Source organism: Kribbella sp. NPDC051718, assembly GCF_040681515.1.
Classification (GTDB): domain Bacteria; phylum Actinomycetota; class Actinomycetes; order Propionibacteriales; family Kribbellaceae; genus Kribbella.
Genome location: NZ_JBFAYZ010000001.1, coordinates 302,492 through 329,185, shown reverse-complemented (window position 1 = coordinate 329,185; position 26,694 = coordinate 302,492). Strand labels below are relative to the sequence as shown.

23 protein-coding genes are annotated in these 26,694 nt (G+C 68.4%); 13 read left to right on the top strand and 10 right to left on the bottom strand.

The window, feature by feature from the left end:
• Positions 1-8 precede the first annotated feature (8 nt).
• From AB0M15_RS01550 to AB0M15_RS01540, 3 genes are all read right to left on the bottom strand, one after another.
• Complete coding sequence (locus tag AB0M15_RS01550) at positions 9-959, bottom strand: R2-like ligand-binding oxidase (RefSeq protein ID WP_363812812.1); 951 nt, start codon at positions 957-959, stop codon at positions 9-11.
• Positions 956-1,543 (bottom strand): TetR family transcriptional regulator, encoded by a 588-nt coding sequence (locus AB0M15_RS01545; RefSeq protein ID WP_363812810.1) that lies wholly within the window; start codon positions 1,541-1,543, stop codon positions 956-958. The genes AB0M15_RS01550 and AB0M15_RS01545 overlap by 4 nt, the downstream gene beginning before the upstream one ends.
• Before the next feature lie 62 nt (positions 1,544-1,605).
• Positions 1,606-2,526 carry a TauD/TfdA family dioxygenase gene (locus AB0M15_RS01540; protein WP_363812808.1) on the bottom strand — a complete coding sequence of 307 codons (921 nt, stop codon included), beginning with the start codon at positions 2,524-2,526 and terminating at the stop codon, positions 1,606-1,608.
• A 90-nt stretch (positions 2,527-2,616) separates the two neighbouring features.
• Between AB0M15_RS01540 and larE the strand changes: the two genes are divergently transcribed.
• Both larE and AB0M15_RS01530 read left to right on the top strand, forming a co-directional pair.
• Positions 2,617-4,098, top strand: a complete 1,482-nt coding sequence (gene larE, locus AB0M15_RS01535; protein WP_363812806.1) for an ATP-dependent sacrificial sulfur transferase LarE — start codon at positions 2,617-2,619, stop codon at positions 4,096-4,098.
• Positions 4,099-4,226: 128 nt separating this feature from the next.
• Positions 4,227-4,610, top strand: coding sequence for a cold-shock protein (locus tag AB0M15_RS01530; protein WP_363812804.1), 384 nt, complete (start codon positions 4,227-4,229; stop codon positions 4,608-4,610).
• A gap of 9 nt (positions 4,611-4,619) precedes the next feature.
• On the opposite strand, the gene AB0M15_RS01525 is transcribed toward AB0M15_RS01530, so the two are convergent.
• The gene (locus AB0M15_RS01525; protein WP_363812802.1) at positions 4,620-5,345 is read right to left on the bottom strand and encodes a TetR/AcrR family transcriptional regulator; all 726 of its coding nucleotides are present in this window, start codon (positions 5,343-5,345) and stop codon (positions 4,620-4,622) included.
• A gap of 110 nt (positions 5,346-5,455) precedes the next feature.
• Between AB0M15_RS01525 and AB0M15_RS01520 the strand changes: the two genes are divergently transcribed.
• The gene (locus tag AB0M15_RS01520; RefSeq protein ID WP_363812800.1) at positions 5,456-7,051 is read left to right on the top strand and encodes an MFS transporter; all 1,596 of its coding nucleotides are present in this window, start codon (positions 5,456-5,458) and stop codon (positions 7,049-7,051) included.
• 175 nt (positions 7,052-7,226) lie between these two features.
• Here the strand turns inward: AB0M15_RS01520 and AB0M15_RS01515 are convergent, their stop codons facing one another.
• A complete protein-coding gene (locus AB0M15_RS01515) occupies positions 7,227-9,263 on the bottom strand; it encodes an MFS transporter (protein WP_363812798.1) in 2,037 nt (678 codons plus the stop codon).
• Positions 9,264-9,348: 85 nt separating this feature from the next.
• Between AB0M15_RS01515 and AB0M15_RS01510 the strand changes: the two genes are divergently transcribed.
• Positions 9,349-10,371 (top strand): DUF3027 domain-containing protein, encoded by a 1,023-nt coding sequence (locus AB0M15_RS01510; RefSeq protein ID WP_363812796.1) that lies wholly within the window; start codon positions 9,349-9,351, stop codon positions 10,369-10,371.
• A gap of 22 nt (positions 10,372-10,393) precedes the next feature.
• Here the strand turns inward: AB0M15_RS01510 and AB0M15_RS01505 are convergent, their stop codons facing one another.
• On the bottom strand, positions 10,394-10,711 hold the full coding sequence (locus AB0M15_RS01505) for a DUF2530 domain-containing protein (protein WP_363812794.1): 318 nt from the start codon (positions 10,709-10,711) through the stop codon (positions 10,394-10,396).
• A gap of 63 nt (positions 10,712-10,774) precedes the next feature.
• Between AB0M15_RS01505 and AB0M15_RS01500 the strand changes: the two genes are divergently transcribed.
• The 3 genes from AB0M15_RS01500 (at position 10,775) to AB0M15_RS01490 (ending at position 14,821) form a co-directional block, all read left to right on the top strand.
• Positions 10,775-12,217 (top strand): NCS2 family permease, encoded by a 1,443-nt coding sequence (locus AB0M15_RS01500; protein WP_363812792.1) that lies wholly within the window; start codon positions 10,775-10,777, stop codon positions 12,215-12,217.
• Positions 12,218-12,335: 118 nt separating this feature from the next.
• Positions 12,336-14,375: an AAA family ATPase gene (locus tag AB0M15_RS01495; protein WP_363812790.1), complete on the top strand. Its 2,040-nt coding sequence runs from the start codon at positions 12,336-12,338 to the stop codon at positions 14,373-14,375.
• A gap of 161 nt (positions 14,376-14,536) precedes the next feature.
• Positions 14,537-14,821 carry a LuxR C-terminal-related transcriptional regulator gene (locus AB0M15_RS01490; RefSeq protein ID WP_363814544.1) on the top strand — a complete coding sequence of 95 codons (285 nt, stop codon included), beginning with the start codon at positions 14,537-14,539 and terminating at the stop codon, positions 14,819-14,821.
• A gap of 57 nt (positions 14,822-14,878) precedes the next feature.
• On the opposite strand, the gene AB0M15_RS01485 is transcribed toward AB0M15_RS01490, so the two are convergent.
• Complete coding sequence (locus AB0M15_RS01485) at positions 14,879-16,231, bottom strand: FAD-binding oxidoreductase (RefSeq protein ID WP_363812788.1); 1,353 nt, start codon at positions 16,229-16,231, stop codon at positions 14,879-14,881.
• A 174-nt stretch (positions 16,232-16,405) separates the two neighbouring features.
• On the opposite strand from AB0M15_RS01485, the gene AB0M15_RS01480 reads away from it, so the two are divergent.
• Positions 16,406-18,478: a prolyl oligopeptidase family serine peptidase gene (locus AB0M15_RS01480; RefSeq protein ID WP_363812787.1), complete on the top strand. Its 2,073-nt coding sequence runs from the start codon at positions 16,406-16,408 to the stop codon at positions 18,476-18,478.
• Here AB0M15_RS01480 and AB0M15_RS01475 read toward each other — a convergent pair.
• Positions 18,411-19,508: a hypothetical protein gene (locus AB0M15_RS01475; RefSeq protein WP_363812785.1), complete on the bottom strand. Its 1,098-nt coding sequence runs from the start codon at positions 19,506-19,508 to the stop codon at positions 18,411-18,413. The two genes, AB0M15_RS01480 and AB0M15_RS01475, sit on opposite strands and share 68 nt — an antisense overlap.
• Positions 19,509-19,566: 58 nt before the next feature.
• Here AB0M15_RS01475 and AB0M15_RS01470 point away from each other — a divergent pair, with 58 nt between their 5' ends.
• From AB0M15_RS01470 to AB0M15_RS01460, 3 genes are all read left to right on the top strand, one after another.
• On the top strand, positions 19,567-20,016 hold the full coding sequence (locus AB0M15_RS01470) for a MarR family transcriptional regulator (RefSeq protein WP_343979687.1): 450 nt from the start codon (positions 19,567-19,569) through the stop codon (positions 20,014-20,016).
• Positions 20,013-21,344: an MFS transporter gene (locus AB0M15_RS01465; protein WP_363812783.1), complete on the top strand. Its 1,332-nt coding sequence runs from the start codon at positions 20,013-20,015 to the stop codon at positions 21,342-21,344. The genes AB0M15_RS01470 and AB0M15_RS01465 overlap by 4 nt, the downstream gene beginning before the upstream one ends.
• Positions 21,345-21,430: 86 nt before the next feature.
• Positions 21,431-22,828 (top strand): mycothione reductase, encoded by a 1,398-nt coding sequence (locus tag AB0M15_RS01460; RefSeq protein WP_363812781.1) that lies wholly within the window; start codon positions 21,431-21,433, stop codon positions 22,826-22,828.
• Between the two features lie 193 nt (positions 22,829-23,021).
• Here AB0M15_RS01460 and AB0M15_RS01455 read toward each other — a convergent pair whose 3' ends face one another.
• Entirely contained in the window at positions 23,022-23,714 is a 693-nt protein-coding gene (locus AB0M15_RS01455) for a VOC family protein (RefSeq protein WP_363812779.1), read from the bottom strand.
• A 29-nt stretch (positions 23,715-23,743) separates the two neighbouring features.
• Complete coding sequence (locus AB0M15_RS01450) at positions 23,744-25,225, bottom strand: LLM class flavin-dependent oxidoreductase (RefSeq protein WP_363812777.1); 1,482 nt, start codon at positions 25,223-25,225, stop codon at positions 23,744-23,746.
• Positions 25,226-25,335: 110 nt separating this feature from the next.
• On the opposite strand from AB0M15_RS01450, the gene AB0M15_RS01445 reads away from it, so the two are divergent.
• Positions 25,336-26,109, top strand: coding sequence for a polysaccharide deacetylase family protein (locus AB0M15_RS01445; protein WP_363812775.1), 774 nt, complete (start codon positions 25,336-25,338; stop codon positions 26,107-26,109).
• Positions 26,110-26,125: 16 nt separating this feature from the next.
• Positions 26,126-26,689: an RNA 2',3'-cyclic phosphodiesterase gene (thpR, locus tag AB0M15_RS01440; RefSeq protein WP_363812773.1), complete on the top strand. Its 564-nt coding sequence runs from the start codon at positions 26,126-26,128 to the stop codon at positions 26,687-26,689.
• Positions 26,690-26,694: the final 5 nt, after the last annotated feature.

The following is a 26,694-nucleotide window of genomic DNA, read 5'->3' as shown; positions in this document are numbered from 1 at the left end:
CGCCAAAACTAACGAACGGCGGCCAGGGCTGCTGAGTCCTCGTCGCCGAAGACGTCTTCGAGCTTCTCGGGGGAGTAGTCGAGGTCGATGCCGGCGACATCCGCGCCGACCGCCGACTCGATCGCGCCGAGGCGGCGGGTCGCGCGGTCGCCGGCGTACGTCATCAGGGCGGTCGGGTCGATCTCCGGCGGGATCTCGGGCATGTTCTCGAGCGCCCATTGGATCTGGGTGAGGGCGTGGGGGAGCAGCTCCTCCATGGTGTCGGTGACGACCTGCCAGTTGGACTCGTCGGCGGCGATGTGGCGACGGCAGGTGAAGGTGCCCCAGGCCATGTGTCGACGCTCGTCGTCGCCGATGCGGCGTACCAGTTCCTGCATGCCGGGGAGGACGCCGCGGGCGGTACAGAGCAGGTTCCACGCGTGGTAGCCGGTGAGGGCCAGCGTGCCTTCCACTACGTGGTTGTAGGTGACGGATGCCTTCACCTGGTTCGCGGGGGACGGGTCGCCGGCCAGGGACTTCAGCGCGACCGGCAGCGCCTCGTAGAAGATCGCCCGGTAGCCGGGGTTGTTCTCGATGTACTTGTGCAGGTCGTCCTTGACCCCGACCGCGTCCAGCCACATCCGGAAGACCGCCGTGTGCTTGGCCTCCTCGAAGCAGAACTGGGTCAGGTACATCTCGTCCCCGAGCCGCCCCTCCGCGGCCATCGCGGCCAGGAACGGCTGGATGTCCTCGGTGACGGCCTCCTCGCCGGCGATGAACTGCGCGCACAGCATCAACGCCGCCTCGCGCTCGTTGTCGCTGAAGTTCTGCCAGTCCAGCGCGTCCTGGCTGAAGTCGATGTCGCGCGGGTTCCAGAACTTGCGGTTGCCCTTGTCGAACAGCCGCAGCGGCAGTGCGTCCCAGTTCAGCCCGCCTTCCCGCAATGAGCTGAAACCCTGTCTGTGAAGGGGATTCGTCATGTTGACCTCCGAGCGCTGAGAAAGGGACCGAGCACCCGGGCGACCTGATCGGCGACCACGGCCGGAGCCGCACCGGGGTTGACGATGTGACTCAGTACTACGCGCAGCGCGACGTCCACGCAGGTAGTGGCGTCCTCAGCCGGTACTTCGGGCCAGTGCTCGCGCACATGCGCATCAAGCCGTTGATGGCTCAACTCCAGCACCTGCTGCCCCCGCGTGGTGAGCAGCTGACTCGCCTGATCCGACCCCGGCTGCCCAAGCGCAGCCTTCACCAGCGGATTGTCCGCCGCCATCCGCAGCGCGCACTCGACCGCGGCCCGCAACCCATCGATCGGATCGGTGTGCGCGGCCAGTGCGTCGTTGACCTCGACCAGGAACCGCTCGGTCTCCCGGACCACAGTGGCCTGCAGGACACCCCACTTGTCGCCGAACTCGTTGTAGACGGTCTGCCGCGACACCCCGGTACGCCGCCCGACGTCCGCCATCCGCAACCCGTCGTACCCACCGGCGACGATCGCCTCGTACGCAGCGTCCAGCAACTCGTCCCGCAGCCTTCGCTTGGTCCGGTCCGTGAACGAGTCCATGCAGCTCAGGGTTTACATTTCCCGCCCAGATGTCAAGAGCCCGGACATCTGGGCGGTCGATGTCAACGAGAGAAGTGCGTCGCGTCTCCGGTCCGAGGTGTACTGCGGACGCCGTCGACGCTGACCGGGATGTCGCCGGCCAGCGTGATCCGGTGCAACCGGCGCGGCTGGTCGTCGTAGTCGGCGACGCCGTAGTGCTGGGTCGCCCGGTTGTCCCAGATCGCCAAGTCGCCAGGCTGCCACTGCCAGCGGACGGTGTTGTCCAGGTTCGTGACCCTGTTCTGCAGCAGCTGGAACAACGCCGTCGTCTCGGCCGAGCTGAGCCCGACGAACCGGCGGACGAAGTGCCCCAGTACCAGCGAACGCTCACCCGTCTCGGGATGCACCCGGACGACCGGGTGCTCGGTCTCGAACAGCTTCGACACGAACTGCTTGCGATGCTCCTCGACCTTCACGTCCACCCCGCCGATCCGCACCTCGTCCGCCGCGCCCACGTAGTCGTAGACGTTGCTGTGCACGGCCCAGAGCTTGTCGACCAGCGCCTGCAGTGCGACGGGCAGTTTCGCGTACGCCGCAACGGTGTTGGCCCAGGTGGTCGCACCGCCGTACGCCGGCAGCGTGACCGCCCGCAGGATGCTGATCGCCGGGATCCGGTCGACGAACGTGACGTCGGTGTGCCAGCTGTTGGCCTTGCCGTAGTCGGAGTCGATCGGCAGCACGTGCTCGTTGCCGTCGAGGCTGGTGGAGGTCGGGTGGGCGAGCGTCGGCGTACCGAGCAGCTTGGCGAAGGCGAGCTGGCCGGCGTCGTCGAGGTGCTGCTGGTCGCGGAAGAAGATGACCTTGTGGTCGAGCAGAGCCTGCCGGATGGCGGCGACGGTCTGCGGGCTGAGGTCGCCGCCGAGGGCGACGTTGCCGACGACGGCGCCGATCGCGGCGCCTGCCTTGGTGACGGTGATCGCGGGTGCTTCGAGCTGGGTTGTCATAACAGCTATATTCCAACTGAATTAGTAGACTATTGGGCCGTTTCGGGATGCGAGACCGGTTGCGGGAACGGGCCACGTAAGGTTGGGGACGTGTCAACCGCCGAGATTCAGCCGTCCCAGCCTGCCCAGCCGGGCTCTACCGACGTACCCGAGCTGGTCGTCGGGTTCGACCTGGACATGACGCTGATCGACTCGCGGCCGGGGATCAAGGCCGTCTGGGACCTGCTGGCGGCGGAGACCGGGGTGGCGATCGACACCGAGCTCGTGGTGAGCCGGCTCGGGCCGCCGCTGACCTGGGAGATGGCCAACTGGTTCCCCGCCGACCAGGTCGACGCGATGGTCGCGCGCTATCGGGAGCACTACCCGCACTACGCGATCACCGGCAGCCTGCCGCTGCCCGGGGTCGAGGAGTCGCTGGCCGCGGTACGGGCGCTCCGGGGGCGCACGGTCGTGGTGTCGGCGAAGTACCGGCCCAGTGTCGACCTGCACCTGCAGCACCTCGGTCTGGACGTCGATGAGCCCGTTGGTGACCTGCACGGCGCTGAGAAGGGCACTGCGCTTCGGGAGCATGCAGCGACCATCTATGTCGGCGATCACACGGCTGACATCGACGGCGCTCGCGCTGCTGGAGCAGTGGCGGTGTCGGTGGCCACTGGGCCGTTCACTCCGGATGAGCTGCGCGCTTACGGAGCAGACGTCGTACTGAACGACCTGACTGAGTTCCCGGCCTGGTTGGACGAGTATGTGCTCGAGCAGCGGCTGTCAGCGCTGATGGAGCGACTGTCCAGCTACGGGAGCCTGGTAGTCGCCTTCAGCGGCGGCGCCGACTCTGCCTTCCTGCTGGCAGCAGCGGCACGTGCTATCGGCCCGGCGAACGTAGTGGCGGCCACTGCCGTCAGTCCGAGTCTCCCGGTCGCTGAGCTCGAGCCGGCCGCTCACTTCGCCGACAGCATCGGCGTACGGCATGTCACGCCGCACACGCACGAGATGGAGCGCGAGGGGTACCAGGCCAACGCCGGTGACCGTTGCTACTTCTGCAAGGCGGAGCTGGTCGAGACGCTGCAGCCGATCGCGGACGAGTTCGGCATCGAGGCGATCGCGACCGGTACGAACGCGGACGACGCCATCGCCGGCTTCCGGCCGGGCATCCGGGCTGCCTTCGAGCGCGGCGCGATCACCCCGCTCCGCGACGCCCGGCTGACCAAGGCGCAGATCCGCGAGGCATCCCGCAGCTGGGGGCTCGAGACCTCGGACAAGCCGGCCGCTGCCTGCCTGTCCAGCCGGATCGCGTACGGCATCCGGATCACGCCGAACCTGCTCGCCCGGGTCGACCGCGCCGAGATGGCGGTCCGCAACCACCTCACGCCGTACGGCGTCCAGAACGTCCGGGTCCGTGACCTCGGGGAGTCGGCGAGCATCGAGATCGACGCGGATCTGCTGGGCACCGTCGACAACTCCGCGCTGGTCGAGTTGGTACGCGCCGAAGGGTTCGCGGCGGCCGCTGTCGATGCCCGCGGATTCCGCTCCGGCTCGATGAACGAACGCTTGACAAATCCGGACCGTTATCGCTGATCCGCGATAACGAGACGCCTGGGTGCGGAATCGTTCCCGCATCAGGTAATTTCCGGGGCGTGGGTACCCAGAGTCACGTACGCTGGGGCTTCCGTCCTGTTCCGACGATCAACACCGAAGAGGTTCCCGTGCCTGTTGGCAAGGTCAAGTGGTATGACTCCGAGAAGGGGTTCGGCTTCCTCAGCAAAGAGGAAGGCGGGGACGTCTATGTCCGTGCGGAGGCACTGCCGGCCGGTGTGACCAACCTCAAGCCGGGCCAGAAGGTCGAGTTCGGAGTCGTCGAGGGCCGCAAGGGCGAGCAGGCACTCCAGGTCCGGCTGATCGATCCGCCGCCGTCGGTGGCCAAGGCGATGCGGCCGAAGCCGGAGGAGATGGCCCTCGTCATCGAGGACCTGATCAAGATGCTCGACAACATCGGCGAGGGCTACCGTCGCGGCCGCCACCCGGACAGCAAGGCCGCCCGCGGCGCCGCCACCGTACTGCGCGGAGTCGCCGACCGCCTCGACATCTGATCCTCCGTACTACGCCCGCCGGGCGATCAGCGCCTCGATGCCGTCCAGTACCGCGTCCAGGCCGAAGATGAACTCACCGGCGTCGTAGTCCACATCGAAGTCCTCCGCGGGCCTCGACTGCAGGTTCCTGGCGATCGTCGGGAAGCGGTCGGGGTCCGCGAGCATTGCCAGCCGCTGGACGTAGAGCCGGTTGGCCTCCAAAACCTCCTCCGACCCTGACGGCGCACCGACCGTGATGGCGCCGGCGCCGCGGACGTAGATGTTCACCAGCAGCATCGCCGACAGGCTGTCGCCCGGGCTCAGGCCGGTGTCCTCGAACGCGCGCAGGCCGTTCTCCATCCACTCCAGCTGCAGCGGTGACAGCGGCGGCTCGACGATCGGGATCTGGAGCGCCCATGGGTGTCGCCGGAGTCCGTCGCGGAAGGCGAGCGCCCAGGTGGTGATGCGCTGCCGCCAGTCCGCGCCGGGGTCGACCGCGGCCGGTGGCCCGAACGCCTGCTCGAGCATCACGACGTACAGCTCGTCCTTGGAGTCGACGTACCGGTAGAGCGACATCGTGGTGAAGCCGAGCTCGGCCGCCACCTTGCTCATCGAGACCGCGCCGAGGCCGCCCGCGTCGGCGAGCTTGATCGCGGCGTTGCCGATGTCGCTGATGTGGAACGTCGGCTTCGGGCCCGGCCTGGCCGGACCCTCCATTCCCCACAACTGCTGCAGCACTCTCGGCAGCTCCGTCATCGATCGATCCCTTCTCGCGGCTATCTGTTTACATCATAGACAGATCGTGTGTATGGTCTGTGTATGGCGCACACAGTGTGCGGCGTAGACAGATCTTCGGAGGGGTAGACATGAGCGCATCGGAGCTCACCGGTCAGAAGGCCGGCCGCAAGGAATGGATCGCTCTCGGCGTGCTCGCGCTGCCGCTGCTGCTGGTCTCGATGGACGTCTCGGTGCTGTACTTCGCGGTTCCTTACATCTCGGCGGACCTCGGGGTGAGCGCGACCCAGCAGCTGTGGATCTTCGACATCTACGGCTTCGTACTGGCCGGCCTGCTGATCACCATGGGGTCGCTCGGCGACCCGATCGGCCGGCGCCGGCTGCTGATCTTCGGCGCGATCGCCTTCGGGCTGGCGTCGGTCGCTGCGGCGTACGCGCAGTCGCCGGAGCAGTTGATCGCGGCCCGGGCGGTGCTCGGGATCGGGGGCGCGACCTTGATGCCTTCGACTCTCGCGCTGATCCGCAACATGTTCCACGACCCGGTACAGCGCGGGAAGGCGATCGCCTTCTGGAGTGCGGTGATGCTCGGTGGCATCTCGCTCGGGCCGGTGCTCAGCGGCGTACTGCTGGAGCACTTCTGGTGGGGTTCGGTGTTCCTGATCAACACCCCGGCGATGCTTCTGCTGCTCGTCCTGGCGCCGCTGCTGCTGCCCGAGTTCAAGGCCGCTGTGACTGGCCGGTTCGACCTGTTCAGCTCGGTGCTGTCGCTGGCGGGGGTACTGCCGGTGATCTGGGGGATCAAGGAGCTGGCTGCCAACGGTTTCGACACCCTGCCGATCGTCGCGATCGTCGTCGGTCTGCTGATCGGTTACGTCTTCCTTCGCCGGCAGCGGACCGCTGAGCACCCGATGATCGAGCTGGGGATGTTCCGCAACCGCGCCTTCAGCGGGGCGCTGGCGGCGAACACCATCGGCACTCTGGCGCTGGTCGGCAACGCGGTCTTCATGACCCAGTACCTGCAACTCGTACTCGGCATGGGACCGCTCAAGGCCGCCCTCTGGTCACTCGCTCCGTCGGTCATCGTCGGTGGCGCCGCTCCGCTCGGTGCGGCGCTGGCCCGGAAGATCGACCGAGCGTACGTCCTGGGCCTCGCCTTCCTGATCGCCGCTGCTGGCTTCGCCGTACTGACCCAGATGCACGTAGACGGCCACCTGGTCGTCCTGCTCGGCGGCGCTGGTCTCCTCGCCGGCGGCCTGGTGATGGTGATGTCCCTGGTCACCGAGGCCATCGTCGGCTCGGTAGCCCCCGAGCGCGCCGGCTCGGCCTCCGCCCTGATGGAAACCTGCAGCGAATTCGGCGGCGCCCTCGGCATCGCCATCCTCGGCAGCATCGGTACCGCCGCCTACCGCAGCGACCTCCACCTGCCGTCCTCGGTCCCCGCCGCCGCAGCGGACGCCGCCCACGAAGGCCTGGCCGGCGCCACCGCCGCAGCCGCCCAACTCCCCGCGAACCTGGCCACCACCGTCCTGGACGCAGCCCGCCACTCCTTCAGCCACAGCATGAACGTCGCCGCTCTGGTCGGCACCATCCTCCTGCTCGCCACCGCAGTAACCGTCACCCTCGTCCTCCGCGGCACCACCCACACCCCCGACCCCATCAGCACCCCCGAAGCAGACCTCGCCGAGCAGCCCACCTCTCTGGAGCGCACCGCAGCAGCAGTCAGCTGACCCCGACACAACCAACGGAGGGTCCACCCGAACCACCGGGCGGACCCTTCGCAGGCGTCCGAGACTTGTGACCGGCGCCGGGGCGGATATTCGCCCTGTTCGGGGGCAAGATCCTCCCCAGGCCCCGCCCCACCCTGTCAGCGAGGTCGCCGAAGGCGACGAGCCCGGGTGGGGTTCAGCGGGGTGGGCGGCGCCGACGGAAGGGGTTGCTGCGGCGGGGTGGTTCTGGTGCGGCGGGATGTGGCTGGGTGGGCTTGTTTTCTTGGGTTTTCTCGGCTGCCCAGGGTGCCTCGTCGACGGTTGTCGCGTCGTCGTCCTCGTCAGGCTGACCACTCCACCACCGGCCGACCGGTGGGGTGGTTGGGCGTGGGGTGTCACGCGGGGTGTCTGGGGACTGGATGACGGTCGGGTCTACGCGGACTTCGACGGTGGGCTCCGTGACGCGGGGGGTTGCGGCGGCGCGGGCGCGGGCGGCTCGGCGTTCGGCGATCGACTCGGGGGCGTTCGGGGCGGGAGCGCTCTGGTCGGGTTCGCTGGTGAGGATCGTGCGGGTGGTGCTCGGCTCGCGGGTCGGCCGCCCGGCGTCCGGCTCGTGGTCGTGCGCGGAGCGGGCCTCGTGGTCAGGCGCGGGACGGGGCTCGTGGTCTGGTACTGGGCGGGATTCGCGGTGTTCGCCGGGGATGACGGTGTGGGGGCCGGGGCCGTTGGTGCCTGGGGTGCGGGGGCGGGATGGCGGGTGCGGGGCCGGCTTTTGGCGGATTACCAGGAAGACGGCGACGACCAGGACCGCGGCGAGGAAGCCGAAGCCGAGGCGGGGGATGAGGGGGAGGAGGATGCCGCAGCCGCCGCCGATCACCCAGGCGAGTTGGAGGACAGTCTCCGAGCGGGCGAAGACCGACGTACGGACCGTCTCCGGGACATCTCGCTGGATCATCGCGTCCAGCGACAGCTTGCCGAGGGAACTGCACAGGCCGGCGACCAGGCCGAGCACGATCAGCAGTGGGAAGCCATACAAGACGGCGACGGCGACGGCGACCACCGTGTCCGCGAGCAGGACGGCCAGTACGACGGCCTCCGGTTTACGGGCCTTGAGCAACGATCCGGAGAGCGTGCCGAGGCTGTTCCCGATCCCGGCCGCCGCGATCACCGCTCCCGCCGCGACCACACCGTCGATCCCGCTGATCGGTTTGTCTCGCAGCAGGAACGCCAAGTACATCGTCAGGAAGCCGGATACGAACCGCAGGCCCAGGTTGCAGCGGATGCCGCGAGCCACCGCGGCGGTGATCGCCTTACGCCGGGCGTCGCGCCCCGCAGTACCGGTCATCTCTTCGCCGGCGGGCGAGTCGACGCGAGCAGGCAGCCGGATCGCGAGGATCAGCCCGATGAGGTAGACGAGCGCCGCCCATCGCAGTGACCACTCCGGGCCGATCGCGGCGAAGGCTCCCGCGATACCGGCGCCGATCGTCGCGCCCGCCACACCCGCGAGCGAGATGCGCGAGTTGGCGGTGACGAGGGTGACTTCTTTGGGGAGCAGCCGCGGTACTGCGGACGCACGCGTCACGCCATAAGCCTTCGACGCGACCAGACATCCGAGCGCCGCCGGATACAACCAAGTCGAGCTGTCGTGGATCGACGCCGCCAGACTCCACACCAGGAACCCGCGCAGCCCGAGCGTCGCCCCGATCGCCCACCGCCGGCCGTGGCGGAACCGGTCGAGCACCGGCCCGATCAGCGGCGCCATCAACGCGAACGGCGCCATCGTCAGCAGCAGGAACAAGGCGACCCGGTCCCGCGCCTGCGAACTCGGCACGGCGAAGAACACCGTCCCCGCCAGCGACACCGCGAACGCCGTATCACCCGCCGAGTTCACGAACCCCAGCTCGATCAACCGCGAAAGCCCCGACTCCCGCGCCCCCTGCGCCCCCGTCAACCCACGGATCCGCCGCCCGGTCGCCTTACCAACCCGCCCGGTTACTCCCGCCGTCTTCTTGGACACGCTCGCAAACCCGGCCGCGCCAACCTTCGACGCATGCCCAACCTTCTTCCCCGCAGCGCCGACCTTCTTGGTGGCATCGCCAAGCCGCTCCCCAGTACTACGCTCACCCGCCCGCGACGACCCGCCGCCACCGCGTTCGCCCGGTCGTTCCGAGCCCGGACGTGGACCGCCTTCGGCGCCTTGGCGCGGGGGGTTCTGGGGGTCCGGGCGTTCCATGTCACCATCCTGCCTTGTGAGGGGGACAGACCGGAGTCTCCACGCGGTTCGGATCGTGGCGGCGGCCGTGCGAGAATGACCGATTGTGACTCCCGTCAAGACTCCGGAACCGGTCCGCGCCAAGCCGGACGCCATCAGCGTCGCGGCGGTCGAGCCTGCTCGCGAGGCGGCGATCGTCGAAGCCGGCGCCGCCCAGGTGGGCGATTACCTCGGTTATCTCGTCGAGGGTGAGCGGCTCGTCACGCACTACTTCGCCTCCACTCACCCCGGCTACCGCGGCTGGCGCTGGGCGGTCACGCTGACCCGCGCCTCCCGCGCGAAGAACGTCACGATCAACGAGGTCGTGATGCTGCCGGGCGAGGAAGCCATCGTCGGCCCCGACTGGGTGCCGTGGTCGGAGCGCGTCCAGCCCGGCGACCTGCGGCCCGGTGACCTGTTCCCGACGCTGCCGGACGACCCGCGGCTCGAGCCCGGCTACACCGAGACCGGTGCGCCTGACGAGGTACTGGCTGTCGTCGAGGAGCTCGGCCTCGGTCGTGAGCGGGTGCTGTCGGTCGACGGTCGCGAGGACGCTGCCGAGCGCTGGTACGCCGGTGACTTCGGTCCGGCCTCGGCGATCGCGCAAGCGGTTCCGTACAAGTGCTTCGCCTGCGGCTACTGGATCCGGCTGAACGACAGCCTCGGCCAGGCGTTCGGGGCCTGTACCAACGAGATGGCGCCGGGCGACGGCCGGATCGTCTCCTACGACTACGGCTGCGGTGCGCACTCGGACGCTGTGATCGAGGCGCCCGACCACCCGTCGACGGAGCACGCCTTCGACACCACCGGCTACGACGACCTGTCGATGGACGCCGTCGAGGCCGAGGTCGAGGTGACCGAAGCCGCGCAGGCCGAGCTCCAGGCGGCCGACGCTGCACAGGCCAAGGTGCAGGAAGCCGAAGCCGCGCAGGTCGAGGAAGCCGACGCCGTCCAGGTCGAGGTCGAGGCAGCCGCCGAGCCCCCGTCGGACGATGAGGTCCAGGCGACGACCGCCGAAGACGACGACATCGACGAGTTCCCGATGCCCACCGCGGAAGAGATCGCGGCGGAAGCGAGCGCGAACTACTAGCAGCCGGGCAGCGACCGGGGATTCAGTCCTCGGTCGCCGGGCGGTGGCCGGCCTGGATGGCGGCCCAGCGGCGGCGGCAGTACAGCAGGCCGATCCAGCCGAGCCCGAAACCGGCGACGGTGACCCACAACCACCACTCATCGCCGTCCTTCTTCAGGTCCGAGCGGAAGATCAGCACCACCACGAACGCGACCGCCCAGGCGCAGATCCCGAAGATCACCGTCGGGATGCCGGACAGATCCAGCGGCTTCACCTCGGCGTGCACGATCTCGCCGCGGGCCAGCTGACTGGTCGGGTCGTTCCGCTTCTTCGCGGCCGGTACCTGCTCGGGATCTGACACGCCACCACCTTAACTCTCCGGAATACCTCGCCATCGGGCGACGCCACCTGGCACCATTCCGCCATGAGCTCAGGCTTCCTGGATTCCTTCTTCAAGATCAGCGACCGCGGGTCGACGCTGGGCCGTGAGGTTCGCGGCGGCCTCGTCACCTTCTTCACGATGGCCTACATCGTGGTGCTGAACCCCCTCATCATCGGCACCGTCAAGGACGGCGCCGGCCAGTACATCGGCGGTGGCACCGACCCGGTCGCCGCGATCGCGAAGGTCGCCGTGGCCACCGCGCTGGTGGCCGGCGTGGTGACGATCGCGATGGGCCTGGTGGCGAACTTCCCGCTCGCACTGGCCGCCGGCCTCGGCCTGAACGCGTTCATCGCGTTCAGCGTGGCTTCCAAGATGACCTGGGCGGACGCGATGGGCCTGGTGGTGATCGAGGGCATCATCATCTTGATCCTGGTCCTGACCGGCTTCCGCAAGGCGGTCTTCGAGGCGGTGCCGGTGCAGCTGAAGATCGCCATCAGCGTCGGCATCGGCCTGTTCATCGCCTTCATCGGCGTGATCGACGCGGGCTTCGTACGCCGGCCTTCGGCGCCCGGCGGCCCGCCCGTCGAACTAGGTGTCGGCGGCAACCTCCGCGGCTGGCCGGTGCTCGTCTTCGTGGTCGGCCTGGTGCTGGTGATCGCCCTGTACGCCCGTAAGGTGAAGGGCGCGATCCTGATCGGCATCCTGGCCGCGACCGTGCTGGCGATCGTGGTCGAGGCGATCTTCGACGTCGGCGGCCGGACCGTCGACAACCCCGGCGGCTGGGGCCTGAGCGTGCCGAAGCTGCCCGACGACTGGTTCAGCAAACCCAACCTGGACACGATCGGCGAGTTCAACCTGTTCGGCTCGTTCGACAAGATCGGCGTGATCTCCGCGCTGCTGCTGATCTTCACCCTGATGCTGGCCGACTTCTTCGACACGATGGGCACGATGACCGCGATCGGGGCCGAGGCCGGGCTGCTGGACAAGGAGGGCAACCCGCCGCACGCGCAGCGGATCCTGATCGTCGACAGCGTCGCGGCCGCCGCCGGTGGTGCCGCCTCGGTGTCCAGCAACACGTCGTACATCGAATCGGCATCGGGTGTCGGTGAGGGCGCCCGGACCGGGCTGGCCAGCGTGGTCACCGGGATCTGCTTCCTGATCTCGATGGTGGTCGCGCCACTGGTCACCCTGGTGCCGTACGAGGCGGCCACCCCGGCGCTGGTGCTGGTCGGCTTCCTGATGATGACGCAGGTGAAGGGGATCGACTTCGACGATCTCGAGGTGGCCATCCCGGCCTTCCTGACCATCATCCTGATGCCGTTCACGTACTCGATCACCGCCGGCATCGGAGCCGGATTCGTCTCCTACGTGCTGCTCAAGCTGGTCCGCGGCAAGACCCGCCAGATCCACCCGCTGATGTGGGTGGTCTCGGCCCTGTTCGTCGTGTACTTCGCGATCGGCCCGCTGGGGGACTGGCTCACCTGAGCCTGGAAACCGATTACTCGCAGTTAGTTGTTTGCTAAATTATCGTCCGGCTCCTTGGGTCGGACGACGCTTTCCGGCTACGCTCCCCCGGGTATACGGCGACTCGGGGGAGTTCGGTGTGAGGCATGGACAGGCTCGTTTGATCGAGCGGGACCAGCACGTCCAGGAGTTGCTGGACGTGATCGCAGCAGGCGACAGCACGGCCGTCCTCGTCGCCGGCGAGGCGGGGATCGGCAAGACCAGTTTGATCCGGGAGATGGTGGCCCGGGTCGGCCCGGAGTACCGGGTGCTGGCCGGTTCCTGCGACGACTTCCTGGCGCCGCCGCTGTTGCAGCCGATCCGGGACGCCTTCCGCGTCGCGGGCGGCCCGATGGCGACGGCGACCGAGCCGGAGGCGGTGTTCAACGACTTCCTGGCCGAGTTCCGCCGGCCGACCGTACTGGTGATCGAGGACGTGCACTGGGCCGACGACGCGACCCTCGACGTACTGCGCTACCTCGTGCACCGGCTCGAACAGTTGCCGGGCGCAATCGTCGTGCTGACCTACCGGGAGGACTCGCTCGACGCGCGGCACCCGTTGCGCGGCTGGCTCGGATCGCTCGCCGACGTACCGATCCGGCGGATCAGCCTGCAGCCGCTGTCGCGGGACGCGGTCCGCTGGATGTCGGCGGGCAGCGGCCGGGACGCCGACGAGCTGCACGCACTGACCGGCGGCAACCCGTTCTACGTGACCGAGGTGCTGGCCGGCCCGATCGACGCGATCCCGGCGACCGTCGTCGACGCCGTACTGGCGCGCTTGAGCCGGCTCGACAAGGAGAGCCTGGCCGTTGTCGAGCAGCTCGCCGTGATCCCCACGACGGTCGAGCTGCAGCACATCACGCAGGTGATCGGCAGCAAGCTCGACGGGTTGAGCCGTGCCGAGCAGGCCGGCGTACTGGAGGCGCACGGCAGTACTGTCGGCTTCCGGCATGAGTGGGCCCGGCGCGCGATCGAGCAGGCCCTGCCGCCGGTCCGCCGACGGCTGCTGAACGCGCACATCCTCGAGCTGATGCTCCACTGCGACGACGTCCATCAGTTCCGGGTCGTCCACCATGCCGTCCAGGCGGGCAACATCGCAGTACTGCTCGATTACGGTCCCCGTGCGGCCCGCGAGGCGAGCGAGGCCGGCTCACACCGGCAGGCGCTGGCGGCCTTGGAAGCCGTACTGCCGTACGCCGATCGCCTGGACGTGCCGGAGCGAGCCGCGCTGCTCGACGCCTATGCGTGGGAGCTCCACATCGCCCATCGGTTCGCCGACGCCGTCCAAGCAGGACAGCAGGCGCTCGACCTGTTCGAGCAGTTGGGTGAGTCGCTGCCGTTGGTCGAGACCTTGATGCGGCAGTCCCGGTTCCTCTACATGGCCGGCGACACGGCCTTGGCGATCACCCTTGCGGACAAGGCGATTGCGATCGCTTCGCGGGTCGGTACCGTCGCAGTACGGGCCTCGGCCGCTGCTGGTCGGGGAATGCTGATGGCGCTCACCGGCGATGCCGTCGACGCCATCCCGGAGCTGGAGCGAGCCCACGATCTCGCCTGCGAGGCGGGCCGGTCGGACATCGACGCGCTGTGCCACAACTACCTCGGCCTGGCCTGGTGCGATCTGGGCTCGCCGACCGGGCTGAAGCATCTGCGGACGAGCATCGAGCTGGCGACGCAGACGGGCGACTACGAAGCCGTTGCCCGCGGCTACACCAACCTCGCCGAGATGCTGTACCGCGAGACGCACTGGACCGAGCTGGCCGACTGCCTGCGGGACGGGCTGGAGTTCGTCCGGGAGCGGGGCTTCGGCTCGCACGCGTACAACCTGGAGGTCCACCAGGCCCTGCTGGACCTGCGGCTGGGGGAGTGGGCGGCGGCCGAGAAGCGGCTGCGGCGGCTGATCGACTCGGTGGACGACCAGGGCATGCTGTCTGTACTGAGCCTGTCCAGCCTCGGCCGCGTACTGGCTCGGCGGGGTGCTCCGGAAGCGGGCGGCCTGCTGGCCGACGTGTGGCAGCGCGCCCGGCGGCAGCGGTCGCTGACGGGCTGGCGTATGCCGCGACGGCGTACGCCGAATGGGCCTGGCTCAACGACCAGCCGTTCCTGCTCAGCACGATCCGGGAAGAGATCCGGCATCTGACCGAAATCCAGGCGTTCCGCCGGCTGCCGGGAAGCTACGGCTGGACCAATCCGGACGACCCGTACGAGCAGGCGCTCGCGCTGGCCGAGTCGGACGATCCGGACGACGCGCTCCACGCGCTGGAGACGCTGGACCGGCTTGGTGCGGCGCCGGCCGCTGCGATGGTCCGGCGCCGCCTGAAGGAGCTCGGCGTGGCTAGGATCCCCCGAGGCGCCCAGACACGGACCCGGCAGAACCCGCGTGGGCTCACCGAGCGCCAGCTCGAAGTACTGGTACTGCTCGCGGACGGACTGACCAATCCGCAGATCGCTGCCGAGCTGGTGTTGTCCACGAGAACAGTCGACCGCCATGTCTCCGCCATCCTGGCCCGCCTGGACGCCCGCACCCGTCAAGAGGCAGCAGCGGCCGCTCGCTCGCTCGGGCTGTCCCGGGAGCGCTCGGCCTGATCCCGCTGAGGTGAGCGGGGCTCGGCTGAACCCTGCCCACCTCAGCGGGATTGTTGGTCAGACCAGCGGGCGGTTGCCGCGGATCAGGTTGGTGGGGTCGACCCGGTTCTTGATCTCGCGCAGCCGGGTCAGGGTGGCGGCCGGGTAGACGTCCTCGACCGGCTCGCCGTGCGCCATCGTCGGCGGCAACAGCCCGCCGGCCCACGGGGCCAGCCCGGCGACCACGGTGTCGATCTCAGCCTGGAGCAGCGGGCCGTGCTCCGGCGCCATCGCCATTCCGCCGAGCAGTACGAAGTACGGGTCGGTCATCGTGCCGACCGCGGACTCGTGGCCGCCCGGCCGGGTGAGGGCGCCGCCCACGTGCCGGACCTCGACCAGCATCAGCGGTGACGGCTGCGGCCGGTCCAGGACGAGCTCGAGCAGTGCGTCGATCGTGTACTGACTGAACTCCTTCAGCATCGCGACCTTGCCGATGCCGGGCATCGGGTCCTCCGGCTCCTGGGCGATCGCGCCGACCTGGTCGAGCGTGACCTCGCCGACCCCGTCGACCAACGGCTCGGCCACCGCCCGGATCGGCGCGAGCAGCTTCTCGGCGTCGTCGCCGTCCCCGAGGTAGGTGGAGTCGATCGCGACCATCCAGCGACCCCGCATCGGCGGCGGGACGAACTCGACGTCCGGCATGTTGATCAGCCAGGCCCAGAGGCTGAGCTCCTCCGGCGCGGCCGCGGTCACCTCGCTGAAGGCGCGCAGGAGTTCGCGGGCGTCCTCGGCGTACCACATCATCCGGCCGCCGTAGATCTTCGGCTCGGGCAGCAGGTCGAGCTCCATCGCGGTGACGATGCCGAACTCGCCGCCACCGCCGCGCAGCGCCCAGAACAGGTCCGGGAAGGCGTCCTTGGTGACCCGCAGATGGTGGCCCTCGGCATCGACCAGCTCGAACGCGCGGACGTGGTTCGCCGCGAAGCCGTGCTTGCGGCCGAACCAGCTCACGCCGCCGTTGAGGGTGTAGCCGACCACGCTCGGGTCGCCACTGCTGCCCGGCAGCGAGGTCAGGCCGGTGCCGGTCAGTGCGGTGTTCAGGTCGCGCCAGCGGACGCCGGCGCCGACCCGCGCCACACCGTCGGCGATGTCGATGGAATCCAGCGCGCCGGTGCGGAGCAGGATCATCGCGTCGCTCCCGGTCGCTTGCGTAGCGCCGTGCCCCACCGGCTGAGCCCCCACGGTCAGCCGGTGGCGGCGCGCCAGGCGGATCGCCGCCTGGACGTCCTCGGTTCCCGTCACGTGCACGACGGCGGCCGGACGCTGGTCGACCAGCAGGAACCAGGCCTGCCGCTGCACGTCGTACTCCGGGTCGCCGGGGCCGAACACCTCGCCCTTGACGGCCGCGCGCAACTCTTCGATCAGTGTCATCCGGTCTGCATCCTTCGTTCGTACGTTTCGGTGCCTCCATTGGACGGTGCCGGAGTCGCTGCCCACATCGGTCACGCCTGCTCACATTTGGGGGACCAGCTACCCACATCAGCCGGTATTGGTAGACTTACTCTCATCTGGGTGTCCCTTTCAGGGCTGCCCAGACTCCTGTTTATGGACACTTACGCATTCCCCACCCAGTCGGCCCGCACCCGCCGCTTCACCCTCGGCCTACCCCGCGACTTCACCCTGTCCCCGGACGGCGAGCGCATCCTCTTCCTGCGCACCCGAGGCCCCGAAGACCCAGTCGTATGCCTCTGGCTCCTCGCAGACAACGAGGAACACCTGCTGGCCACGGACGTCGGCACCTACACCACCGACACCGCGATGAGCACGGTCGCCTACACCACCAACGGCGAACTCTGGTCCCTCAGCCTCGACCCCACGCCGGGCGCGACTTCGCCGCCCGCTGCTTCTCCATCTTCTCCGCCGCCCGCCGCGGCGCAGCCGCGGCGGGCGGCGGTTCCTGGCCCGGTGTCGGACCCTCGCCTCGATCCCACGGGGCGTCGAGTCGCCTACGTCAGCGGGCGATCACTGCGAGTGGTTGATGTCGCTGGCAGCAACGACCAGTTGGTCGCCTCTGACGACGACCCCGAGGTGAGCTGGGGTGTGGCGGAGTACATCGCCGCCGAGGAGATGCACCGGACACGCGGACACTGGTGGTCGCCGGACGGCACTCGCTTGATGGCGGCCAGAGTCGACCTGACCCCAGTCCAGCGCTGGTGGATCGCCGACCCCGCCAACCCGGCCGAGCCACCCCGGCAGGTTCCCTACCCCGCAGCGGGCACCCCCAACGCGCTGGTCTCACTCCACACCTTCGACCTGGCCGGTGGCTCAACACAGCTGCGCTGGGACGCTACGGCGTACGAATACCTGGCCACCGCCGACTGGGACAGCCACGGCCCCCTCCTGAGCGTCCAGTCCCGCGACCAACGCACGCTCCAAATACTCGCCGCTGACCCCGATACCGGCGAAACCCACCTACTGCACGAGCAGCGCGACGCAGCCTGGGTGCAACTCATCGACGGCGTCCCCGGCCGCACGACATCCGGCAAGCTCGTCCACACTGAAGACGCGGGCGAGACCCGCTACCTGACCGTCGACGGCGCCCGCGTCACCCCGGACGGCCTTCAACTCCGAGTGGTCCTCAAGGTCGACGGCGAGTCAGTCCTCTTCCTGGCCAGCGACGAGCCCACCGAGTGCCACCTCTGGCTGTACGACGAAACGGGCCTCCAGCAACTAAGCGACGCCCCCGGCTCCCACGAGGGCTACCGCGCCGGCAACACCCTCCTGCTCAGCTCCAACACCGAGGCGGGCCGCACCTATGTAGTGCGCCGCAACGGCCAAGAGCACCCCATCACCTCCCATCGCGCCACCCCCGCGGCCACCCCACACATCACCTGGCTCCAAGCCGGCGACCTGCAGATCCGTACCGCCCTACTGCTCCCGTCCTGGCATCAACCAGGTACCAAGCTCCCTGTAGTCATGGCCCCCTACGCCGGCCCCGCTATGTCCCTCGTCATGAAGGTCGCAGCCCCCTGGTTCTACAAGGCCCAGTGGTACGCCGACGCCGGCTTCGCCGTAGTTATCGCCGACGGACGCGGTACCCCGGGCCGTGGACCCGCCTGGGAGAAGACCGTCCACCACGACCTCCTCGCCGCCCCGATCGAAGACCAGATCACCGCACTGCACGCCGCAGCCGAGCACTGCCCCGACCTGGACCTGACCCGCGTCGGCATCACCGGCTGGAGCTTCGGCGGCATGCTCGCGACAGCCGCCGTACTACGCCGCCCCGACGTGTTCCACGCCGGCATCTCCGGAGCAGGACCGGCTGAGCAGCGCCTGTACGACACCCACTGGCGCGAGCGCTTCCTGGGCCACCCGGACGAGTACCCCGCCGACTACGACCGCTCATCCACCGTCAACGAGGCCGCCAAGCTCGAACGGCCACTACTCCTGGTACACGGCCTCGCTGACGACAACGTGTTCGCCGCCCACACCCTGCGCCTCTCAGCAGCCCTACTGAAGGCAGGCCGCCCCCACCAGGTCCTGCCGCTGACAGGCGCCGCTCACTCACCCACCGACGAGGCCACGGTCGTCGGCCTGCTCCTGCACGAACTCAACTTCCTGAAGACGTCGCTGGGAGCAGACGAGCCCGCAGCTCCAGGTACTCCGCGCGAGCGGTGAACAGTTCGCGCAGCTCGATGGTGACGTTGTCGAGGAAGTCGGTGCGGTAGGTCGCGTCCGTCATCAGTGAGATCGAGTAGTACAGCCCGGTGAAGGTCGCGATGCCGGCCGCGACCTTCACCAGCGTCGCGCAGAGCAGTAGCGGGTGATCCAGCAAGATGAACTGGTGCGACCAGCTGCCGGGGTCGATGCCCCACAGCTCGTAGACGTGCCGGCTGATCGCGAGCAGGCCGAAGCCGACGAAGAACAGGCCGACGCCTGCGCTGACAACGAGCACCTGCATCCATTGCCGGATCACCAGGCTGATGCTGAGGTTCAGGCGCTGGATCGGGCGCAAGGGCGGCCCCGATCCGCTGTCGCGTTCGATTTGGTCCAGTTCGCGCGGCAGCCGGAGTACCAGGAACAGGTTGCTGAGCACGGCGAAGGCCGCGGCCAGGAAGACGATGAACACCGTCGGCATGCCCGCGAACACCTGCCACATGTCGGCGGTCATGAACAACACCAGTGAGAACACCAGCAGCAGAGGCAGGGCCCGGACCAGGCTGGCCACCGAGCTCGCCAGCTCCGAGCCGAGCCGGTGCAGGCCCCAGAACGTCGTACCGATCAGGCCGTAGCCGACCACCAGGTAGACCACCCCGACGAGCAGCAGGTTGCCGAGGGCAACGCCGAAGAACTGCCGCAGCTGGACCTCGGTGGCCAGCGGCAACAGGGCCGGCAGCAGCACGAAGACGGCCAGCTCCGGCGTACCGAAGCGGGTCGGGAACGACCAGAACCGGCGGCCCCGGACCCGGTTCAGCAGCCCGAAGCCGGCGATCAGGACGACCAGCCCGCCGATCGCGGCGAGCAGGTTCTGCCACCAGGTCCACTCCAGCGAGGTGGCACCGAGCATCTCCACCAGGAAGACCAGCACCAGCACCGGCGTCGCCCGGTTGAAGATGTCGTGGGCCGGTGAGAAGTCCTCGACGAACAGCGGCAGCCCGGCGCGCCGGAAGCGCTGCTCGTACCGGGCCAGCTCCGGTGGTGTCCCCATGGGCGGAACATTAACCTACTCGATTTTGTTAGCAAAGGTAATGAGCTATGCTAACGATATGCCCGAAATCGTCGCCCAGCAGGTGAAGAGTGACGTCGGACTGGCCAGTGCGCTCAGGTCGTCCACGTTGCGGTTGTCCCGGCAGATCCGCCGGCAGCGCGTCGAGGGCCACGACCTGACCGCGAACCAGCTCGGCGTGCTAGGTGCGCTCGGCAAACACGACGCGATGACGATCGGCGAGCTGGCCGCGCACGAGCAGGTCAAGCCGCCGTCGATGACGCGGATCGTGTCGAACATGGAGGAGGCGGGCCTGGTGGTCCGCCGGCCGCATGCCACCGACAAGCGCCAGATCGTGGTCGAGCTGACCCAGGCCGCGCACGACCTGATCCACGCCAACCGGCGCCGGCGCGACGAGTGGCTGCAGACGAAACTGAAGAAACTCACCCCTGAGGAGCGCGACATCCTGCGCAAGGCAGCACCTGTTCTCGAACGCCTGGCGGCCCAGTGAGTCCGACCTTCCGCGCGTTCAAGGTCCGCAACTTCCGGCTCTACGCCACCGGCGCGATCATCTCCAACATCGGCACCTGGATGCAGCGGGTCGCCCAGGACTGGCTGGTCCTCGAGCTGACCCACTCCGGTACCGCCCTCGGCATCGTCACCGGCCTGCAGTTCCTCCCCGCGCTGCTGATCTCCCCGTACGCCGGGCTGATCGCCGACCGGTTCCCCAAGCGCCGGGTGCTGACCATCACCCAGATCGCGATGGGCGCCGTCGCGCTCGTCCTCGGCACGATGACGGTGACCGGCATCGTCGAGGCCTGGCACGTCTACGCGCTCGCCTTCCTGTTCGGGATCGGTACCGCGTTCGACGCGCCGACCCGGCAGGCGTTCGTGGTCGAGATGGTCGGCAAGGACGAGCTGTCCAACGCGGTCGGCCTCAACTCGGCCTCCTTCAACGCGGCCCGGCTGATCGGCCCCGGGCTGGCCGGACTGCTGATCCACTGGATCGGTACCGGGCCGGTGATCATCATCAACGGCTTCAGCTACGCCGCGGTGATCCTGTCGCTGCACCTGATGCGCTCGAAGGAGTTGCACACACCGAAGGTGGCGGCCCGCGAGAAGGGCATGATCCGCGACGGGATGCGCTACCTGTGGCGCCGGCCGGACCTGATGATGGTGCTCGTCGCGGTGTTCTTCGCCGGTACCTTCGGGCTGAACTTCCAGATGACGTCCGCGCTGATGGCCACCCAGGCCTTCCACAAGGGCGCGGGGGAGTACGGCATCCTCGGCTCGATCCTGGCGATCGGCTCATTGGCCGGCGCGCTGCTGGCCGCCCGCCGGGTCCGGACCCGCGCCCGGCTGGTGATCGGCGCGGCCCTCGCCTTCGGGTTGATGGACATCGTCAGCGGCCTGATGCCGACGTACCTGTCCTTCGCCGTGGTCCTGCCGCTGGTCGGCTTCACCGCCCTGACGATGCTGACCGCCGCCAACGCGACCATGCAGCTGGGCATCGAGCCCACCATGCGCGGCCGGGTGATGGCCCTCTACATGACGGTCCTGATGGGCGGTACGCCCCTGGGCTCACCCTTCATCGGTTGGATCGGCCAGGAGTTCGGCGCCCGCTGGTCGCTGATCGTGGGCGGTGCCATCACCATGCTCGGCACCACCGCCTCAGTCCTGTACTTCTCCCGCCGCCGGGGCCTGGCGATCCGGCCCCGCCTGTTACCCCGCCCTCGCCTGGACGTCCTGACTCCCACCACCGACCTCCTCGGCGAGAAGTCCACCCTCACCGGAACCCCGCCCGCGCCGGAGCCGGCACCCAAACCCCAGGTCGCCTGACCCGGCTCGGCCCGCCGTCGGCTCAGGAGTCCGCCACATCCTGACCGCCGGTGGGTTCTGGTTGCCCGACAGGCGCACAATGGGGTGTGACTCATTACGACTTGGTGGTTGTCGGGACCGGCTCCGGGAACACGATCGTGACCAAGCAGTTCGCGGACCGGAAGGTGGCGATCGTCGAGCGCGGGATCTTCGGCGGGACCTGCCTCAACGTCGGCTGCATCCCGACCAAGATGTTCGTCCACACGGCGGACCTGGCGGCGGTACCGTCGCACAGCTCGCGGCTCGGCGTGGACGAGCAGCTGGTGGGGGTTCGCTGGCCGGACATCCGGGACCGGATCTTCGGGCGGATCGACCCGATCTCCGCGGGCGGAGCGGAGTACCGGGAGCACCACCCGAACAACGTCAACGTCACGCTGTACCACGGCACCGGACGGTTCACCGCTGAGCGCGAGCTGACCGTGACGGCGAACCACGGCGGTTCCACGGAGGTACTGACCGCTGACCAGTTCGTCCTCGCCGCGGGGAGCCGGCCGATCGTGCCGTTCATCCCGGGGCTGGAGGAGACGGGGTTCCACACCTCCGACACAATCATGCGGCTGCCGGAGCTGCCGCGGCGGTTGGGGATCATCGGGAGTGGCTTTGTCGCCGCGGAGTTCGCGCATGTGTTCTCGTCGCTTGGGGTCGAGGTGACGCTGATCGCGCGTTCCGACCGGATGCTGCGGCATGAGGACAGCGAGATCGCGAAGCGGTACACGGAGCTGGCTGCGGAGAAGTACACGGTGAAGCTGCTGCACGAGACGGTCCACGTCTGGCGGCGCAACGACGCGATCATCCTGAAGACCCTCAGCCCGGCCGGTGCCGACGAGATCGCGGTCGACGAGGTGCTGGTCGCGGTCGGCCGTACGCCGAACTCCGACCTGCTCGACGTCGGCGTCACCGGGGTCGAGGTGGAGAAGGACGGCCGGGTGGTGGTCGACGAGTTCCAGCAGACGGCGGTCGAGGGGATCTATGCGCTCGGCGACGTCTGTTCGCCGTACCAACTCAAGCACGTCGCCAACCACGAGGCACGAGTCGTCCAGCACAACCTCCTGCACCCCGACGACCGCATCAAGTCAGACCACCGCTACGTCCCACACGCCGTCTTCGGCTCACCCCAGGTCGCTTCGGTCGGCCTCACCGAGGAAGAGGCGATCGACCAGGGTATCTCCTATGCCGTCGGCCGCGAGGCCTACGCCGACATCGCCTACGGCTGGGCCATGGAAGACACCACCGGCTTCGCCAAACTCCTCGCCGACCCCGACACCGGCCTCCTCCTGGGCGCCCACATCATCGGCCCCCAAGCCTCCACAGTCATCCAGCCCATCATCCAGGCAATGTCCTTCGGCCTGGACGCCCACACCATGGCCCGAGGCCAGTACTGGATCCACCCCGCCATGCCCGAACTAATCGAAAACGCCCTCCTCAACATCAAACTCAAGAACTAAGAACAAGAGCAGCGGATGGTCCCGGCTGCTGCTGTTGGTCTACGCGGTGCCGGGCTGGCAGGGCGAGAGCTGGTGTGGTCCCGCTCGACAGGAGGTGGTCGACGGTGGGGCGCGCGCGGGTAGCTGGCTGAGCGTGGACAGAGTGCAAGTCGGCGACTACCTCCTGTCGAGCGGGACAGCGAGGCCAGCGTGTTCAAGGCGTGGGCTGATTGTCTCGGCCTTGCCAGGTGGTTATGCAGGCTTCGTTGCCTTCGGGGTCGGAGAGGACCCAGAAGGCTGGGGCTCGGTGGGCGGAGAGGAGGGTGCCGCCGGCGGAGAGGGCGGCCTTGAGGCGGTGGGGGGCCTCGTCGTGGGGGACGCAGATGTCCAGGTGGATGCGGTTGCGTTGGGGGCGGGGGTGGTCCATTTGCTGGAACCAGATTGCTGGGCCTTGGGATAGGGGATCGACTAGGGGCGCTTCGGGGGCGTCGGCGCCTGCTTCGGCGGTGTAGCCGAGGATTGCCTTCCAGAAGGGGCGGATTGCGGCGATGTCCAGGGCGTCGATGCCGAGTTCGACTAGTTGGACGGATCGTGGGGCTTCCGCGGTGATGTCAGGGTCGGTCTGGTGGACGGCGGCGGAGATTCGGTGGGCCAGGTCGGTGTCGCGGGTGGTTACGGCGGCGTGGGTCAGTGACTGGAGGGTGAGGATCACGCGGGTGGGGCGGAGGTCGATTTGAAGGTGCTGGTCGGCGTCGTCGCCACAGGCCTCTACCGCGCGGGACACGATCTGGGCTCCCTCGGTCAGGGATCCGATCGGTACGGTCGTTCGCAGTGTGCCGAGGAGGAAACGCCACCCCGCATCACTGACCGCTTCTGAGGCTTCCGTCCGGCTCAGCTTCTGGTCCATGGGTACATCCTCGCAGGACCCAGTGGCAGTCAGCGGAAGGCGGCGATCACCTCGGCCGCGGTTGCTAGTGGGGAGAGGGCGTCGTCCAGGTCGGGCAAGCTGAACATCACCTCGGTGGCGCCGGCCTCGGACAGTTCGCGGAAGCGGCCGATCTGGTCGGGGATGGTGGCTGCGTTGACCGAGGCGGCGTACTTGGCCGGGTCCTGGTTGCGGGGTCGGAGGCGGTCGATCAGTGCGGTGAGGTGCTGGGGATTCCGGCCGATGAGGGTGGTCGAGAGTTGGGTGAGGCGTGGTGGTTCCTTGCCAGGTGGGGTGTTTGCCTTCAGGTAGGCGGCTTTCTCCTTGACCTTGCCCGCGTTGCCGAAGACGTTGACGGCATCGGCGTACCGGGCCGCCAGGCGCAGTGTGCGGTTGCCGCTGCCACCGACCAGGATCGGTAGCGGGTCCTGCAGTGGACGCGGATAGCAAGCAGTCTCCGGTACGTCGAGAACCTTGCCGCGCCAGGGTTTGTTGCCTGGTCCCCACAACACGGGGAGCAGCTGCAACGCGTCCTCCAGCAAGGCATACCGATCACCAACCGACGGAAACTCCCACCCGTACGCCTTGTGCTCGGCCTCGAACCACGCCAGCCCCAGCCCGCACACCGCGCGCCCACCACTCAGCACATCGAGCGTCGCGACGATCTTCCCGAGGTGCGCGACGTTGCGATAAGTGATCCCGCTGACCAGCGTGCCGAGCTGCACCCGCTCCGTACTGGCGGCGAGATAAGCGAGCGTCGTCCAACTCTCCAGGAAGTCCTCCCACGCCCGCCCGACCTGCGGAATCTGCCGGAAGTGATCCATCACGTAGATCGCATCGAACCCAGCCGCTTCCGCCGCGGCGCCGACCTCCTTGATCCACTGACCCGTCGTCTTCCGCCCCGCCTTGTGCGTATAGCTGCTCAACTGCAACCCGAACCGCAGCTGCGCCGGCGCCTCTCGCTGCCGCTGCGCCGCTTCCCCAGCACCCACAAACGCCTCCGGTACGACGCGTACCGCCGTAGGCGCGAGCACTTCGTCATACCCTTCGCCCGGCAACTCCTTCTTGACCGCCGCCCAAGTCTTGAGCTGGCCGGTCAGCACCTCCGCCGGAATCCGCTTGGCCCGTTCCCGATTTCGCCGACGGCACTCCTCCGCCGGCGTATCGAACCCAACCGCCACACAAGCAATCCCGGCCGCCCGAGCCATCGCCAGCCAGTTCAGCCGCCGCTCCCGATCCAGCCCGAGCGTGTCGATCACCGTCGTCAACCGCCGCCCGATCCGCTGCCGAACCACGTCCTCCAGCAACGCGAACGCATCCGCACTCGCCGCCAGGTCGTCTTCCCCCGCCCCCACCAGCGCCCGCAACCGATCGCTCGACACCACCAAATCAGCCGCAAACGTCTCCGCAGCCCAAGTCGACTTCCCCGCCGCCCCCGGCCCCACCAACACCACCACACAAGGCGCCGGCAGATTCCGCCCCTCGATCTCCATACCCCAGTCTCACCCCGCGAATCGGGAACGCGCGAACTGAATCGGGACTTTCGGCGTCTCATCTTGTGCAAGGCCCCGGAAGGGGGCCGCTTGATCAACGAGGAGTCGTCATGTCCCGCAAGCTCGGTGCCTTCATCAACTTCGGCATCGGGGTGTCGGCGGTCTTCGTGATCGTCGGGGCGGTTGCTTTCGGGCTGGGACAGGCGAACCAGGCGGCGGCGAGCGCGCCGGTCAAGACGGTCTCCCCGACGAAGGTCTCGACCACGACGCCGGCGAAGCCGCCGGCCGTTGTGCCGAGTTCGACTGCTCCGGTTGAGCCGGCCGGGAACCCGAAGGCCGTTGCCGGGGGCAAGAAGGTGTTGTTCTTCACCTTCGACGACGGGCCGGATCCGGTCTGGACGCCGCAGATTCTCGAGGTGCTGGCGAAGTACGACGCGCACGCCACCTTCTTCGAGCTGGGCAGCATGCAGGCCGAGCACCCAGGTCTCAAGGAGCAAGTACTTGCCGCAGGCAACTCGATCGGCAGTCACTCGATCTCGCACGCCCAGCTGACCAAGGTGTCGGCGGCCAAGCGGCACCACGAGATCTTCGACGGACCGCAGTCGAAGTGTTTCCGGCCCCCGTACGGCGCGGAGAACGCCAAGGTCAAAGCCGACATCAAGGCAGCCGGTATGACCCCGGTGCTGTGGGACGTCGACACCCTCGACTGGCAACGGCCGGGCAAGCAGGCGATCGTGAACAGCATCCTCAAGGGCGCCCACGACGGCAGCGTCATTCTCATGCACGACGCCGGCGGCAACCGCAGCCAGTCCGTCGCGGCGCTCGACGAGGCGCTGGGGACGCTCAAGGCGCAGGGATATGCCTTCGCGGCGATGGACTGCTGACCTCTAAGGTCGGGGGATGCGACTGTTTGTGGCGGTCATCCCGCCGGTGGAGGTTGTCGAGCATCTGGCCGAGTTCGTCGGCCCCCGAAGAGATCATCCGGACGAGGACATCCGCTGGGCGTCGGACGAGAACTGGCACATCACGCTCGCGTTCCTGGGGGACGTACCGGAGTACAAGACCGAAGATCTGGCCGAAGGGCTCGAGCGGGTGGCCAACCGGCAGAAGCCGTTCGATCTCCGGCTCAGGGGATCGGGAGCGTTCCCGAGCGTGGCGGACGCGCGGGTGCTGTTCACCGGCGTCCAGGACGAGTCCGCAGCCCTGCCGCATCTGGCGATGACGACGAGGTCAGCGGCGAACAAGGCCGGCGTGACCGTGGACGGGCGCAAGTTCACCCCGCACCTCACGCTCGCGCGTTTGAAACAACCGATGGGCGTGGTCCGCTGGGTGCGGGTCTTCGACACCTACGAGGGGCCGTCCTGGACCGCGGAGAGTATCGAGTTGGTCTCATCGCGTCTAGGGGAGGGCCCGAGCCATGGTGCGGCGTACGACACAGTGGGCGAATGGGAGTTCTTAGGCTAACCTTC

Excerpts from the sequence above, each read along its gene's own strand:
- AB0M15_RS01490 (WP_363814544.1), top strand. The coding sequence starts at position 14,537 with ATGGTCCGGCGCCGCCTGAAGGAGCTCGGCGTGGCTAGGATCCCCCGA.
- AB0M15_RS01520 (WP_363812800.1), top strand. The coding sequence starts at position 5,456 with ATGAGCGCATCGGAGCTCACCGGTCAGAAGGCCGGCCGCAAGGAATGG.
- AB0M15_RS01470 (WP_343979687.1), top strand. The coding sequence starts at position 19,567 with ATGCCCGAAATCGTCGCCCAGCAGGTGAAGAGTGACGTCGGACTGGCC.
- AB0M15_RS01525 (WP_363812802.1), bottom strand. The coding sequence starts at position 5,345 with ATGACGGAGCTGCCGAGAGTGCTGCAGCAGTTGTGGGGAATGGAGGGT.
- AB0M15_RS01550 (WP_363812812.1), bottom strand. The coding sequence starts at position 959 with ATGACGAATCCCCTTCACAGACAGGGTTTCAGCTCATTGCGGGAAGGC.
- AB0M15_RS01485 (WP_363812788.1), bottom strand. The coding sequence starts at position 16,231 with ATGACACTGATCGAAGAGTTGCGCGCGGCCGTCAAGGGCGAGGTGTTC.
- thpR (WP_363812773.1), top strand. The coding sequence starts at position 26,126 with ATGCGACTGTTTGTGGCGGTCATCCCGCCGGTGGAGGTTGTCGAGCAT.
- AB0M15_RS01500 (WP_363812792.1), top strand. The coding sequence starts at position 10,775 with ATGAGCTCAGGCTTCCTGGATTCCTTCTTCAAGATCAGCGACCGCGGG.
- AB0M15_RS01455 (WP_363812779.1), bottom strand. The coding sequence starts at position 23,714 with ATGGACCAGAAGCTGAGCCGGACGGAAGCCTCAGAAGCGGTCAGTGAT.
- AB0M15_RS01445 (WP_363812775.1), top strand. The coding sequence starts at position 25,336 with ATGTCCCGCAAGCTCGGTGCCTTCATCAACTTCGGCATCGGGGTGTCG.
- AB0M15_RS01480 (WP_363812787.1), top strand. The coding sequence starts at position 16,406 with ATGGACACTTACGCATTCCCCACCCAGTCGGCCCGCACCCGCCGCTTC.
- AB0M15_RS01540 (WP_363812808.1), bottom strand. The coding sequence starts at position 2,526 with ATGACAACCCAGCTCGAAGCACCCGCGATCACCGTCACCAAGGCAGGC.
- AB0M15_RS01515 (WP_363812798.1), bottom strand. The coding sequence starts at position 9,263 with ATGGAACGCCCGGACCCCCAGAACCCCCCGCGCCAAGGCGCCGAAGGC.
- AB0M15_RS01545 (WP_363812810.1), bottom strand. The coding sequence starts at position 1,543 with ATGGACTCGTTCACGGACCGGACCAAGCGAAGGCTGCGGGACGAGTTG.
- AB0M15_RS01450 (WP_363812777.1), bottom strand. The coding sequence starts at position 25,225 with ATGGAGATCGAGGGGCGGAATCTGCCGGCGCCTTGTGTGGTGGTGTTG.
- AB0M15_RS01475 (WP_363812785.1), bottom strand. The coding sequence starts at position 19,508 with ATGGGGACACCACCGGAGCTGGCCCGGTACGAGCAGCGCTTCCGGCGC.